The organism is Streptomyces montanus (assembly GCF_005786655.1).
GTDB lineage: Bacteria > Actinomycetota > Actinomycetes > Streptomycetales > Streptomycetaceae > Streptomyces > Streptomyces sporangiiformans.
This window is the reverse complement of the sequence record NZ_VBZC01000026.1, coordinates 85,540-98,541: the sequence shown is the minus strand read 5'-3', so window position 1 is coordinate 98,541 and position 13,002 is coordinate 85,540. Positions and strand designations below refer to the sequence as shown.

Genomic DNA, 13,002 nt, shown 5'->3' with positions numbered 1-13,002 from the left:
GATGCCGTCCCTCGATGCCGTACCAGGACATCCGGCGATCCGTGAGCAGGGCAGCCTGGCGCGCTGCTGATGCCAAGAGGCGCGTCGCACCGTGCAGTTGGTGCGACGCGCCTCCCAGGAATCGTCCCCGGGGCGGGGACGGCGTCCGGCGGATCAGCTGCCCGGCGGAACCCGCGAAGGCTGCCCCGCACCCCGCGTGAGCGAGCATCCGCCGACGCCCGCGAGCGCCGCCAGCACCCCGCCCACGGTGGTCCACACCCACCGGTCGGACCACCAGCCGGAGGCCCAGCCGTCGTCCGGTTCGAGCGAGGACAGCACGGCGGTCGACGAGTCGTCGGAGGACTCGTCGCCCTCCTCGGTGGTCATGGCGATCCCCGGGACCAGCGGCTCCGCCAGCGAGCCGTCCACCGCCGCCGCACCGCCGACGTCCTTCGCGTCGACCCGGACCTCCGCGTCCACCGGCAGTCCCAGATCGGCCGTCCCCAGGTCCGTGGCGGTCAGCCGGATGTAGTACGTGCCCGGCAGCGGGTCGTTGGCCCACTGCTCCGACCAGGCGCGCACCGTGCGCAGGGTGCAGGACAGCTCCACGGAGCCCGCTTCCGCCCCGGCCGTCCGCGTCTGCGCCCCGTACTGGCACGCCTGGCGGCGCCGCAGCCCGTCGTACACGTCGATCTGCCAGGTGGACGAGGTCTGCGCGGCGTCCGGCAGTTTCACCGTCGCCTTCACCGTGGGGCGCCGGCCGGAGTCCGCGGGGAACGACCAGTACAGGTAGTCGCCGGTGGAGGCACCGGCCGTCGCCTTCTGCCCCTGCTCGATCTCCGTCGCCGTACGGAAGGACGTGCCCGCCCGGGTCGGCGCGTCACCGTCCTCCGACGGGCTCGCGGAGGGCGAGGAGTCGGCGACGGAGGGGGAGGCGGTACCGCCGAGCAGCAGGAACAGCCCGGCCGTCACCGCGAGAGCCGCCCCTCGCGTCGTACGCGACACAGTCGTACGCAACACACTGGTGATTCGCATCAGTTGGTCCTCCAGACCGCGACCCGCCACCGCGACAGCCAGCCCCACAGCACACCCGCCAGGAAGCCGACCAGTACCAGCACGCCCAGCAGCCACCAGCCGCGCCCGAGACCGAAGGAGGCCACGTCGCTCGACCCGCCGGGTCCCTTCACGACGTCGATGGTCATTTCGAGCGGAAGTCCGGGTGTGGTCTTCACGCCACCGGCCGGGGAGAAGGAGTGGGTGACCTGCAGGCACACGGTCTCGGGTGCGAGCTCGCCTTCGCCGTCCGTGCCCTCCAGCTCGGCTTTCGGGTAACGCAGCCCCGTCGAGAGCACATCGGTCCGGCCGTTGCCCGCCGCCTCACCGCGCACGATCTCCCGGCCGTGCACGGTCACCGCCCGCAGCAGCAGCCCGTACGACGGATCCACCCCGCGGTCGGCCGCGACGCTCACCGAGGCGCGCAGTTCATAGCCGTGCGGGACGGGCACGCGGTACCAGCGCTGCTGCCCGAACTCCTCGCGGTCGGTGTACAGGCCGGACCGCAGCCTCGGTGCCTTCGCGCATGCGTCCGCGCCGTCCACGGCCTCCGGCACCACCACCGGATCGGCGGCCCGGTCGACCAACTGGCTGACCTTGTCGGTGAGTTCGTCGGTGTGCTCCACCGAGGTGTACGTTCCGCCGGTCGCCTCCGCGATACAGCTCAGCTGCTGCCGCAGCTTGGTGTTCGGGACCAGACCGAGCGTGTCGATGGTGAGACCGATGCCCTTGGCGGCGATCTCCCGTGCCACCTCGCACGGGTCCAGTGGCGCGCAGGTGTCCTCGCCGTCGCTGATGAGGACGATACGGCGGGAGCCCTCGCCGCCTTCGAGGTCGTCGGCCGCCTTGAGGAGCGCGGGGCCGATCGGCGTCCAGCCGGTGGGTGTCAGGGTCGCCACGGCGGCCTTCGCCTCGGTGCGGTCCAGCGGTCCCACCGGGTACAGCTGAGCGGTGTCCTTGCAGCCCTTCTTCCGGTCCTCACCGGGGTAGTTGGCGCCGAGCGTCCGTATGCCGAGGTGCACCTCCTCGGGCGTCGCGTCCAGCACTTCGTTGAAGGCCCGCTTCGCCGCGGCCATCCGTGACTGGTTGTCGATGTCCCGCGCCCGCATCGAACCACTGACGTCGAGGACGAGGTCGACCTTGGGCGCGGGCTGGTCAGCCACCTCGTCGGCGACGGCTCCGGACGGGAGGGCGATCCCGGCCGTCAGGGCGGCGAGCAGGGTGCAGACTCCTGCCGCCAGCCGTTTTCTTTTGATCATCGCCGGATCCTATGGACCTCAAGGGGCAGGCGCCAAAACGGAGTTGGGAGGTGAGGTCAGGACCGGGGTCCCGGCGCCAGGGGATTGGGGACCTGGGCCCAGAGGTCGCCAGGCCCCATGGGGGAGAGCCGCATCAGCGTCAGCGCCTTCGTGGGCAGTGGCCCGTCCAGCAGAGTCGCGAGGTCGGGGGAGGGCGGCAGGTCTCGTACGGCGGTGGCGAGAGCTTCGCCGAGGGCCGCGCTCGAACCGGCCGTCGCCCCGAGCGTGCCCGTCACGAGTGAGCCGAACAACTTGCGGCGCAGGGTGGTTTCGTCGTCCGTGATCAGCCGGCCGGAGAGGTCCGGAGCCGGGATGCCGTGGCGGGCGAGGCGGGCCGGGCTGATGCGGATGTCGGCAAGGTCGCGGTAGATGAGGCGGGTCGGGGAGCACGAGGGAGAGAGCACCACGAGGAGGTTCTGACCATGCGCCTCCAGCGCCACCCCCAGGTCGAGCAGTCGCAGGGACACCGTCAGCGCGAGCCGCGTGAACTCGGCCGTCCAGGAGGCGGATCGGGCCTGTTCGGTCGTGGCGAGCGCGGCGACCGGCACGACCCGCTCGCCCTCGGCCGCGTACGTCTCCGGCGCCTCACGCACGACCGCCGCGAGATCAGGCGTGTGGGCGGTGACCGCCCCCAGGGTCCGCGTGATGTGCAGGAGGCCGTCCAGGCGGGCGGCGACGGCTTCCAGGAACGCCGACACCGTCGCGGCCGTCTCGATCGAGTACACCGAGATGTCCCGCACCGCCGACGTCAGCCGGGCACTGAGCGCGGTCTTGATGTGCGGGCCACCGGGCGTGGCCTCGGCGAGCGTGCGCAGCGACATGAGGGGATGCGCGGTGATGCCCGTGCCGTCCACGAGCCTCTCGTCCTTGAGTACGTGCCGGGCCTGCCAGGGATGGACCGGGATCACTGTCCGTCCCCCTGCCTCCCGGTAGGGCCACTCGCCCGACACCAGACAGGTCTCCTCCGGCACCGCGACCAGCCCCAGCCCGACCAGCGGCCGGTGCTCGGGCCCGTACGCCAACTGCTCGGCGACCGAGAAGCCCGGCCGGGAACGGCAGTTGGGGTGGAACGGATGCCCGTCGACGATCCGCTGCTCCCACTCCCAGGTGGTGCGAGGGCGGTCGTGGTCGGGCGGCGGCTGGTTGGCGCGTGACAGGGCCAACGAGGCGACGCTGTGGTCGAGTTCGGCGGCGAAGCCGTCACCGTACGGGAAGGAGAGGGCGGTCATGAGTGCGGCCGGGTGGTCGTACGCCGTGCCGTCCAGTTCCACCTCCGCGACGGAGGCGGCAGTCCCGTACGCGTCCGAGTGCGGGCCGTGCAGACGGCGGCCGTCGGCCAGGTGGAGCGTCAGGCCCTCGCTCCCCGGCTCGCGCTGCGTGATCCACGGCAGCGGCTCATGAACGAGACCACGCCACAGCCGGGTCAGCACGGCCGCCCTCGCCCCGGGGAGCCCGGCGGCGTACCGCGACAGCAGGGCGGGGCGAACGGTACGCAGCTCGGCGGCGAACGACTGCTCGGCGGCGAGCGAGGGCTCGGCGGCGAGCGAGGGCTCGGCGGCGAGCGAGGGCTCGGTCTCGGCCGGGGTGCGGGGACGGTGCACGGTGCGGCTCCTCGGTGTGGGGGACGGCGTCGCGGCCGGGGTATGACGCCGGAGATACTGATCGTCAGTGCACGGTACGGAACGAATGGATCACGTGGACTCCATGCCCCCCAGGGACAGGGACGACGTCTCGGCGGCAGCCGACGCGTACGCGGCCGCGCCGCTGCTCAATTGTCTGCTGCGGGAGGTGGCCGAGCCCGCACCGGGGCCCGGTGCGGGGCAGGCGGAGGCACACATCGCAGGGCAGGTCGAGGGGCACGTCGAGCGGCGGGTGTACCGGCTGCCCTCCGGCGGACGGCTCCTGCGGGTACGCGGCGGACGCCGGCCCGCCGATCCGGAGGTGTACTGGGCCGGGGCCTGGCACCGTCTCGACCACGCCGAGTTGGTCAAACTCACCGCCGAGGAGCTGCGTCGGCACACCGGCCTGTCGAACCCCGAGCTGCCCATCGAGATGGCGGACAGCCGGGACGCGGTGGCGGCGATCCTCACCGCGCGCGACAGCGCGACACCGCCCGAGGACCCGTATCTGCGCTCCGAGCAGTCCCTGATCACCGGACACCCCTGTCACCCCGCCCCCAAGGCCCGGGGCGGCGGCCCCGTCGCCGGCTGGCTCCCGTACGCCCCCGAGGCGTACGCCCGCTTCCCGCTCGTCCTTCTGGGCGTACGGGAGGACGCGGTCGTCGAGGAGGGCGACCTGCGGGCGATCGACGCGCTGGGCGAGGCCCCTGCCGGCTACCGGCTCCTCCCCGCCCATCCCTGGCAGCTCGACCTGGTCGGCGCCCGCCCGGAGATCCGCGACGCCTTCGCCGACGGCCGCCTCGTACGGCTCGGCCGGACCGCGTCCCCGGCCTGGCCCACGGCCGCCATCCGCACGGTGTACGTCCCCACCGCCGACGTCTTCGTGAAGTTCAGCCTCGACGTCCGCATCACCAACGACATCCGCCGCCTCTGGCGCCACGACCTCCTCCAGCTCCGCCGCACGGACGCGGCGGTCACCTCGGCGTTCACGGCCCTGGACGGACCCGCGACCTGGCTCAGCGACCGCGGCTACCGCACCGCGGACTTCGCCTTCGAGGAACTCGCCGTCCTCGCGCGTGACGGTCTGCGCGAGCATGTGCTGCCCGGCGCCACGCCTCTGCTGGCGGCGGCACTGACGGAGAGCGCGGACGGCGTGGACGGTGCGGAGGGCGCTAAGGGCGCGGACGGTTTCGCCTCTGGGCCGACAGGACCCAGCCCCCTCGACTCCCTCCCCGACCCCGCCGCCTGGTGGGCGGCGTATCTGCGTCAAGTCGTCCCGCCCGCCCTGGAGTTGTTCGCCCGGCACGGCGTCGTCCTCGAAGCGCACCTGCAGAACACGGTGGTGGCCGTGGACGCGGACGGCATGCCCGTTCAGGCGCTCTTCCGGGACGCCGAGGGTGTGAAGCTGCTGCCCGACGTGACGCGGGCCGCCGGCTGGGAGCGGCTGGTGTACTGCCTCGTCGTGAACAACCTCCTGGAGATCGCGGGGGCGCTGGAGGAGCGGTACCCCGGGGTGGAGCTCTGGCCCGCCGTGCGGAAGGAACTGTCACGGCACGACCGGGAGCTGCCCGAGGTCGCGGAGCTGCTCCGGGCGCCCTCCCTTCCCGGCAAGACCAACCTGCTGCTGCGATGGACGGGAGCGGACGGGGCGGACGCACGCTACCTGCCCCTGCCCAATCCGCTTCGGCAGTGATTGGCGCTCGGTGTGTGCCATACGCGACCGCCGACCTCTGACGGCCAGATGTGGTGGCGGGTACATGCGTGCCGCGGTGAGTTCGGGACGGAGTTGGTGCGGGCTATTCGTGCCGTCCGTGCACGCCCTGTACTTACGCCCTGGGGGGGGCGAGTTGGGCTCCACGACGCCGGGCAGGGCCTCGTCGATGGTCTCGTCCTGCCAAAGCTTCCAGGGCTGGAACCAGTAACAGCTCCGCTTCTCCTGGCGCGGCGCCCGCCGAGCAGCCCGCCGAGTCGGCTTCCCCGGCGGCCGGGCCGCAGACGCTGGCGAGCGGTGAGCTGATCAGCCACGAGCACGCGACATCGGGCAGGTGAAGCTCGTACGGCTGGCCGACGGCTCTCATGTCGTCCGACTGGAGAACCTCGACACCAGCAACGGAGCGGACCTGCGCGTGTGGCTGACCGACGCACCGGTGAAGGAGGGGCAGGCCGGCTGGCATCTCTTCGACGACGGGAAGCACGTCAGCCTCGGCAAGCTCAAAGGCAACAAGGGAAGCCAGAACTACGCCCTTCCCAGTGAGGTGGATCCGTCGAGCTACAGCAGCCTGAGCATCTGGTGCGACCGTTTCGACGTCTCATTCGGCGCTGCCGAGCTCGCCCGCGTCTGACAGCCGTGCAGTCATGGCCGGACCGGACCGCCGAGCTGTGGCCGCACCGGCCGTCGGACCACGGCCGGTCCCCGTGAGAGTGGCGATTCTCGCCACGCCGCGAGGTGAGAGAACCGTCCGCGCGGCCGCCCGACCTAAGGCGTGTCGACGGAGGTGGCGCCGTTCGTGGCATAGGCCACCAGGGCTTCGTGGCGACGTCGAGGGGGAGGTCCGCCCTGAACGAACGGCAGCGCACGCTTCTCGAGCGGCTCGCGGCCGTGAGGAACCTGGAGCCCGGGCGTCGGGCGACTGGAAATCACGATCGCGATCATCCGCGTACTTCCTGTGCCATGGGGTCAGTTGCCCTTCTCGGAATAGTCGTGGAAGCCGCGCCCGGACTTCCGGCCGAGCAGACCGGCCTCCACCATGCGCAGCAGCAGGGGCGGCGGGGCGTGCAGCGGGTCCTTGAAGTCCGCGTACATCGCCTCGGCGATGGCGGTGAGGGTGTCCAGGCCGATCAGGTCCGCCAGGCTCAGCGGCCCCATGGGGTGGGCGCAGCCGAGGACCATGCCGGTGTCGATGTCCTCCGCTGAGGCGTGGCCGGACTCCAGCATCCGGATCGCCGAGAGCAGGTACGGCACCAGAAGGGCGTTCACCACGAAGCCGGCCCGGTCCTGGGCTCGGATCACCTTCTTGCCCAGGACCTGCGTGACGAACTTCCCGGCCCGGCTCTCGGTCTGGGGCGCCGTCAGCAGGGACGGCACGATCTCGACCAGCTCCAGCACCGGGACCGGGTTGAAGAAGTGCACCCCGATCACCTGGTGCGGGCGTGCGGTGGCCATGCCGAGTTTCATGATGGGCAGGGAGGATGTGTTGGACGCGAGGAGGGCGTCCTCGCGGGTGACGATCCGGTCGAGCTCGGCGAACAGCTCGACCTTGACCTTCTCGTCCTCCGTCGCCGCCTCCACCACCAGGTCCCGGTCGGCGAGAGCCGTGAGATCGGGGGTGACCCGCAGCCGGTCGAGTGCGGCATCCCGTTCCGAGCCGGTGAGCTTTCCACGTCGTACGCCCCGGTCGAGCGAGGCGGTGATCCGGGCCCGGCCGGCCTCGGCCGCCACCGGGCTCACCTCGTGGACCACCACGTCCAACCCGGCCCGGGCGCAGACCTCGGCGATGCCCGCGCCCATCAGACCGCAGCCGACGACCCCGACCCTGTGGAAGTCCGAACTCACCGGAAGGCCGCCTGCCCCGTCAGCGCCTGGCCGATCATGAGGGTGTGCATCTCGACGGTGCCCTCGTAGGTGAGGATCGACTCCAGGTTGTTGGCGTGCCGGATGACCGGGTACTCCAGCGAGATGCCGTTGGCGCCCAGCACGGTACGCGCGGTGCGGCAGATCTCCAGCGCCGCCCGGGTGTTGTTGAGCTTGCCGTAGCTGACCTGGTCGGGGCGCAGACCCCGGTCGTCCTTGGTGCGGCCCAGATGCAGGGCCAGCAGGAAACCCTTGTTCAGCTCCAGGGACATGTCGGTCAGCTTGGCCTGGGTCAGCTGGAAGCCGCTGATCGGGCGGCCGAACTGGACCCGGTCGCCGGCGTAGGCCAGCGCCGCCCGGAAGGCGGAACGGGCGGCGCCCATCGCGCCCCAGGCGATGCCGTAGCGGGCCTCGCCCAGGCAGGACAGCGGTCCGCGCAGTCCCCGCACGCCGGGCAGGACGGCACTGCCCGGCAGCCGTACGGAGTCCAGCACCAGCTCGCTGGTCACCGACGCCCGCAGCGACATCTTGTGCTTGATCGCGGGCGCCGAGTACCCGGGCGTGTCGGTGGGGACGACGAAGCCGCGGATACCGTCCTCCGTACGTGCCCAGACGACGGCGACATCCGCCACCGAACCGTTGGTGATCCACATCTTGCGGCCGTCGAGGACCCAGTCTCCCCCACTCTCGGCTCCGCTCGAGCGGGAGGTGCCCCCACCGTCGCGGCGGGCCGTGGTGCGCATGCTGCCGGGGTCGGAGCCGGAGTCGGGCTCGGTGAGGCCGAAGCAGCCGATGGCCGTCCCCGCCGCCATCCGCGGCAGCCATTCCTCCTTCTGCTCCTCGGAGCCGAAGGCGTGGATCGCGTACATGGCCAGCGAACCCTGGACGGAGACCAGGGAGCGCAGCCCGGAGTCGGTCGCCTCCAGTTCCAGGCAGGCCAGGCCGTAGTCGACCGCGCTCATGCCGGCGCAGCCGTAGCCCTCCAGGTGCATGCCCAGCAGGCCGAGTTCACCGAGCTCCTTGGTGAGTCCGCGGATGTCCTCGATCTCCCCCTGCTCGAACCACCCGGCGATGTGCGGGTCGACGCGCCGGTCGCAGAAGGTGCGCACCGCGTCGCGCACGGCGCGCTCGTCCGGCGTGAGCAGGCTGTCGAGTTCCAGAAGGTCGAGGGGGTCGGCCGGGCGCCCGGCTTGCTGAGCGTGCATCACATTCTCCAGGAATCTCGCAGGGGTCAGGCCGTGGCCGTCGGGCTGATGATGAAGTTGCTGAAGCCGCCATTGCGCACGGCGATCCCGCTGATGGCCTCGTTGACCTGCTCCAGGGGGTACACGTGGTGCTCCAGCGGGCTCAGGTCCAGCAGGCCGGCCCCCGCCATGTCGGCCATGGTCTGGCCCTCGGCGGAGGTGAACCACGCCGAGCCGATCAGCCGCAGCTGCTGGTCCATCATCCGGTGGATGTCGATCGGCAGATCACCGGCTACGGCACCGATGTTGACGGCGATGCCGCCGCGCGCCATCGCCCGCATGCCCGCCCGGAACGTCTCGTGCGGGGCGCCCGGGCCGAGGGCGTCGACGTAGATGTCGGCGCCGTAGCCGCCGGTCTCCTCGCGGACCCAGTCGTCGAGCGGGCCGTCGTCCAGGGAGTGCAGGTGCAGTCGGCCGCCCGCCAGCTTGCCGACCTGGTCGAGGAGGGCCTTGTCCCGGCCGGTGCCGTACACGTGGGTGAGGCCCATGGCGGGCGCGAGGAGCGCGGCGGCGATGCCCAGGGTGCCGCTGATGCCGTTGATGAGGATCGTCTTGCCCGGACCGGCCTCGGCCTTGCGCAGTGCCGAGTACATGGTGCCGATGTAGCCGAAGCGGGCGGCGGCCTCGAAGGAGAGCGAGTCCGGCAGCTTCACCAGGCTGTACGCCGGAGCCACCATGTACTCGGCGAGGCCGCCCTGGTAGCGGTCGAGCAGGTCGACGGCGGTCGGGGAGAAGCCGAAATATCCGGCGAAGGCATAGCTGGCGCAGTTGATCGAGTCACCGCTGCGACACGAACGACAGGAGCCGCAGGAGCGGCCCGGGTTGACGTAGACCCGGTCGCCAGGCTTGAACGCCTGGACGCCTTCGCCGACCGCCTCGACCACGCCCGCCGGGTCGAGACCGAAGATCGCCGGCAGGGTGGGCAGGGGGCTGTGCGGGAACCAAGTGGTCCACATGTTCAGGATGTTGGCGAGGTTGGGGACGATGTTGACGGCGTGGACGGCCACGCGGACGTCACCGCGGCCGGGCTCGGGAACGGGCAGTTCCTCGAGCCTCATCGGCTCGCCGACGTGGTGCATCCGCGCGGCTCGCATGGTCGCACTCATGGCGTCTCCTCGGGGTGAGGGTAGGGGGGAGACGGCACCAACGGCGGTGCGGCCTCTGGGAGTTGTGGAGAGATGAGAGAGGGGTTGAGCGGTTTTTCCGACGGGTGGTCAGCTGTCCAGCAGCGTCATCAGTCGTGCGCGCTGCAGCTTTCCGGTGGCCCCGCGGGGCAGGGCGGGCACCACGCACAGGCGGCGCGGCCACTTGTGCCGGGCGAGCCGGCCGTCGAGATGACCTCGGACGTCGTCCAGGGTCGGGTTGCCGGACTCGCTGACGAGGAAGGCGGTCACGACCTCGCCCCAGACGGGGTCCGGCGCCCCGGACACGGCGACCTCGACGACGCCGGGGAGGTCGGCGAGGGCGTTCTCGACCTCGGCGGGATCGACGTTCTCCCCGCCGGTGATGATCATGTCCTTCAGCCGTCCGACGACCGACAGCAGGCCGTCCTCGTCGAACACCCCGCGGTCCCCGGAGTGGAACCAGCCTTCGCCGTCGGTCACCGGCACCGGTCCGTCGGCGGTCCAGTACACGGCGGCCACCGAGGGACCGCGCACCCAGATCTCGCCGGGCGTGCCGGCCGGTGCGGGCGTCCCGGTCGCGTCCACGACCCTCAGTTCGGCCTGCGGGACGGGTGGTCCCGTGGAGGTCGCCGGTTCGTCGGGCGCCGAGTACGTCACCCCTGCCGCGGTCTCCGTCAGGCCGTAGGAGTTGACCACACCGATCCCGCGGGCCCGGAACTGCTCGCGGGTGGCGGTCTGGGCCGGTGATCCGCCGGACAGGATCCAGCGCAGGGTGTTCAGGTCGCCGCTGCCGAACCGGGGGTGGCGGGCCAGCAGCGCGGACATGGCCGGTACCGCGAAGGCGCAGGTTACCCGGTGGTCGCGGACCAGGTCGACGAACAGGTCCGGGTCGAACCGCGGGGCGAGGATCACCGTCCCGCGCCGGGCCCAGGTGTACTGCGGGAGCCCGCCCAGTACGGCGACATGGGCCAGCGGGGTGGAGACGAGTGCCGTGTCGTCCTCGCCGAAGGGCAGCCGGGCCAGGCCGTTGACCATGCTCCAGTGCAGGTTGTCGTGGGTCAGCGTGACGCCCTTGGGGCGGCCGGAGGTGCCGGATGTGAAGGCGATGACCGCGACGTCGGAGCCGGACGGGGCGTCCGGTTCGGGAGCCTCGGGCCCCTCGTCCCCTGCGGGGTGCAGCTCCTCCCAGGCCAGCCTCAGACCCGTGCCCGCCGGGAAGCCCTCGTCGGCGACCACCGCCGTCGGCCGGGTCTCCTCGCACACGGCCGCGAGCTCGCGGCCAGCCACCTGCGGGTGCAGGGGGACGAGCACCGCCCCCATCCGGGTCACCGCGAACAGCGTGATCAGGGCCTCGGGCCGGGCCGCCCCCTGCATCACCACCCGGTCGCCCCTGCGCACCCCGTACTTGTCGAGGCGAGCGACGGTCCGCCGCACCGCCCGGTCGAGCTCGGCGTAGGTCCAGGAGCGGTCCTGGAAGACGAGGGCGGTCCGGGAACCGGCCTCGACCGCGCTGACGGCCAGATGAGCACCGAACGTACGCGTCATGCCCGTACCTCCGCCGCGCGTCTGGCCCGGGCGAGCGCGCCGAGGGTCGTCCCCGTGAGGTCGGCGGCGGTCACCGGGGTCCGCCGTTCGAGGAGCCTGCGGGCCGCGAGATGTTCGGCGGGCCAGTTCAGGGTCTCCACCGCCACGAGCAGACCGTCCCGGAAGGCGTATGCGGCCAGTCGCTCGGGGGAGTCGCCGACCGCCAGGCGTACGTCGTCGGAGGGCGCCCGGAGCCCGGCGATCTGCAGCTTGATGTCACCTTGGTCGCTCCAGAACCACGGCAGGCTCTCGTACGGCGCCGGTGGCTGCCCGGCGATGCGTCGGCCGACCAGAACCCCCTGGTCGGTGGCGTTCTGCACGGACTCCAGCCGGACCGGTCCGGCCGCGTGCGGGTGCGGGTGGCGGGCGCAGTCGCCGACGGCGGAGATCCGCCGGTCGGAGACCGAGCGCAGCTGTTCGTCGACCAGCACGCCGTCGTCCACGGCGAGGCCGGCGTCCCGCGCCAGCTCATCGCGGGGCGCGGCGCCGATGCCGTACACAACGAGGCCGGCGGGAAGGACGGCGTCGGAGGTGACGACCCGCTCGACCCGGCCGGAGCCCTCCAGGGCCCGTACAGCGGTGCCGGTGAGGATGCGTACGCCCGCCCGCTCGTGCCTCTCCCGCACATGCGCCTCCACCTCGGCGGAGAGCGCCCGGCTCAGCAGCCGGTCGGTGAGTTCAACGACGGTGACCCCGGCGCCACGGGCACGGGCAACCCGGGCCAGCTCGAGGCCGATGAAGCCGCCGCCGATGACCACCACGTCCCTGGCCGTCGTCAGCGCCCGGCCGATGGCTAGAGCGTCGTCGAGGGAGCGCAGGGCGTGGACGCCGTCGAGGTCCGCGCCGGGCACGGGAAGCGGGCGGTTGCGGGCGCCGGTCGCCAGCACCAGGTGGGCGTACGGAACGCTCATGCCGGACCGGGTGCGGACCGTGCGGGCGGCCGGGTCGAGGGCGACCACGTCGTCACCGAGCCGCAGCCCGATGTCCCGCTCGCCGTAGAAGGTCTCCGGGACCAGCGAGACCCGCAGGTCGTCGTGGTCGGTGTGGGCCTTCTTCGACAACGGCGGCCGCTGGTACGGCAGATGCGGCTCGGCCGCGAACACGGTTACCGGACCGTCGTATCCGGAGGCGCGCAGGGTGGAGGCGACGCTGAAACCGGCCTGCCCGCCGCCCACCACGACCACTCCCGGTGCGCCGCTCGTCATACCTGCTCCTCGGGCACGTGGACGACCAGTCCGTCCAGGGCGTCGGAGAGCTGGATCTGGCAGCTGAGCCGGCTGGTGGGCCGGCGTTCGGCGGCGGTGAAGTCCAGCATCTCGTCCTCGACGTCGTTCGGCGGGCCCGCCGGCTCGGACTGCGTGGCGTCGACGTAGACGTGGCAGGTTGCGCAGGAGGCGTTGCCGCCGCACTCGGCGACGATGCCCGGGACGCCGTTCGAGACGGCCGCCTGCATGAGCGCGGTCCCCGACGCGGCGGTGACCTTGCGTTCGGTCCCGTCGGGCAACTGGAAGATGACGGTGGGCATGAAGT

11 protein-coding genes and 1 pseudogene are annotated in these 13,002 nt (G+C 72.0%); 2 read left to right on the top strand and 10 right to left on the bottom strand.

From position 1 onward, the window contains the following. Positions 1-153: 153 nt before the first annotated feature. Genes FE633_RS23785 through FE633_RS23775 form a run of 3 tightly spaced genes read right to left on the bottom strand, consistent with a single transcriptional unit; the run spans position 154 to position 3,826 of the window. Complete coding sequence (locus FE633_RS23785) at positions 154-1,014, bottom strand: hypothetical protein (RefSeq protein ID WP_246113794.1); 861 nt, start codon at positions 1,012-1,014, stop codon at positions 154-156. Continuing rightward, positions 1,014-2,291 carry a VWA domain-containing protein gene (locus FE633_RS23780; protein ID WP_138047198.1) on the bottom strand — a complete coding sequence of 426 codons (1,278 nt, stop codon included), beginning with the start codon at positions 2,289-2,291 and terminating at the stop codon, positions 1,014-1,016. The genes FE633_RS23785 and FE633_RS23780 overlap by 1 nt, the downstream gene beginning before the upstream one ends. A gap of 56 nt (positions 2,292-2,347) precedes the next feature. Then, positions 2,348-3,826 (bottom strand): IucA/IucC family protein, encoded by a 1,479-nt coding sequence (locus tag FE633_RS23775; protein ID WP_246113803.1) that lies wholly within the window; start codon positions 3,824-3,826, stop codon positions 2,348-2,350. A 190-nt stretch (positions 3,827-4,016) separates the two neighbouring features. On the opposite strand from FE633_RS23775, the gene FE633_RS23770 reads away from it, so the two are divergent. Together FE633_RS23770 and FE633_RS23765 are read left to right on the top strand one after the other, a co-directional pair. Then, positions 4,017-5,642, top strand: coding sequence for an IucA/IucC family protein (locus FE633_RS23770; RefSeq protein ID WP_138047196.1), 1,626 nt, complete (start codon positions 4,017-4,019; stop codon positions 5,640-5,642). A gap of 140 nt (positions 5,643-5,782) precedes the next feature. Continuing rightward, positions 5,783-6,291 (top strand): annotated as a pseudogene (locus FE633_RS23765) (DM13 domain-containing protein). 134 nt (positions 6,292-6,425) lie between these two features. On the opposite strand, the gene FE633_RS47405 reads toward FE633_RS23765, so the two are convergent. The 7 genes from FE633_RS47405 to FE633_RS23735 form a co-directional block, all read right to left on the bottom strand. Next, complete coding sequence (locus FE633_RS47405) at positions 6,426-6,602, bottom strand: hypothetical protein (RefSeq protein WP_171060095.1); 177 nt, start codon at positions 6,600-6,602, stop codon at positions 6,426-6,428. Positions 6,603-6,626: 24 nt separating this feature from the next. Next, positions 6,627-7,502 (bottom strand): 3-hydroxybutyryl-CoA dehydrogenase, encoded by an 876-nt coding sequence (locus FE633_RS48610; protein ID WP_281291245.1) that lies wholly within the window; start codon positions 7,500-7,502, stop codon positions 6,627-6,629. Next, positions 7,499-8,725, bottom strand: a complete 1,227-nt coding sequence (locus FE633_RS48605; protein WP_138047195.1) for an acyl-CoA dehydrogenase family protein — start codon at positions 8,723-8,725, stop codon at positions 7,499-7,501. The genes FE633_RS48610 and FE633_RS48605 overlap by 4 nt, the downstream gene beginning before the upstream one ends. A 26-nt stretch (positions 8,726-8,751) precedes the next feature. Further along, positions 8,752-9,870 (bottom strand): alcohol dehydrogenase catalytic domain-containing protein, encoded by a 1,119-nt coding sequence (locus FE633_RS23750; RefSeq protein WP_138047194.1) that lies wholly within the window; start codon positions 9,868-9,870, stop codon positions 8,752-8,754. A 108-nt stretch (positions 9,871-9,978) separates the two neighbouring features. Continuing rightward, on the bottom strand, positions 9,979-11,433 hold the full coding sequence (locus FE633_RS23745; RefSeq protein WP_138047193.1) for a class I adenylate-forming enzyme family protein: 1,455 nt from the start codon (positions 11,431-11,433) through the stop codon (positions 9,979-9,981). Then, positions 11,430-12,677 (bottom strand): NAD(P)/FAD-dependent oxidoreductase, encoded by a 1,248-nt coding sequence (locus FE633_RS23740; protein WP_138047192.1) that lies wholly within the window; start codon positions 12,675-12,677, stop codon positions 11,430-11,432. The genes FE633_RS23745 and FE633_RS23740 overlap by 4 nt, the downstream gene beginning before the upstream one ends. Continuing rightward, positions 12,674-12,997: a 2Fe-2S iron-sulfur cluster-binding protein gene (locus FE633_RS23735; RefSeq protein WP_138047191.1), complete on the bottom strand. Its 324-nt coding sequence runs from the start codon at positions 12,995-12,997 to the stop codon at positions 12,674-12,676. The genes FE633_RS23740 and FE633_RS23735 overlap by 4 nt, the downstream gene beginning before the upstream one ends. Between the last annotated feature and the right edge of the window lie 5 nt (positions 12,998-13,002).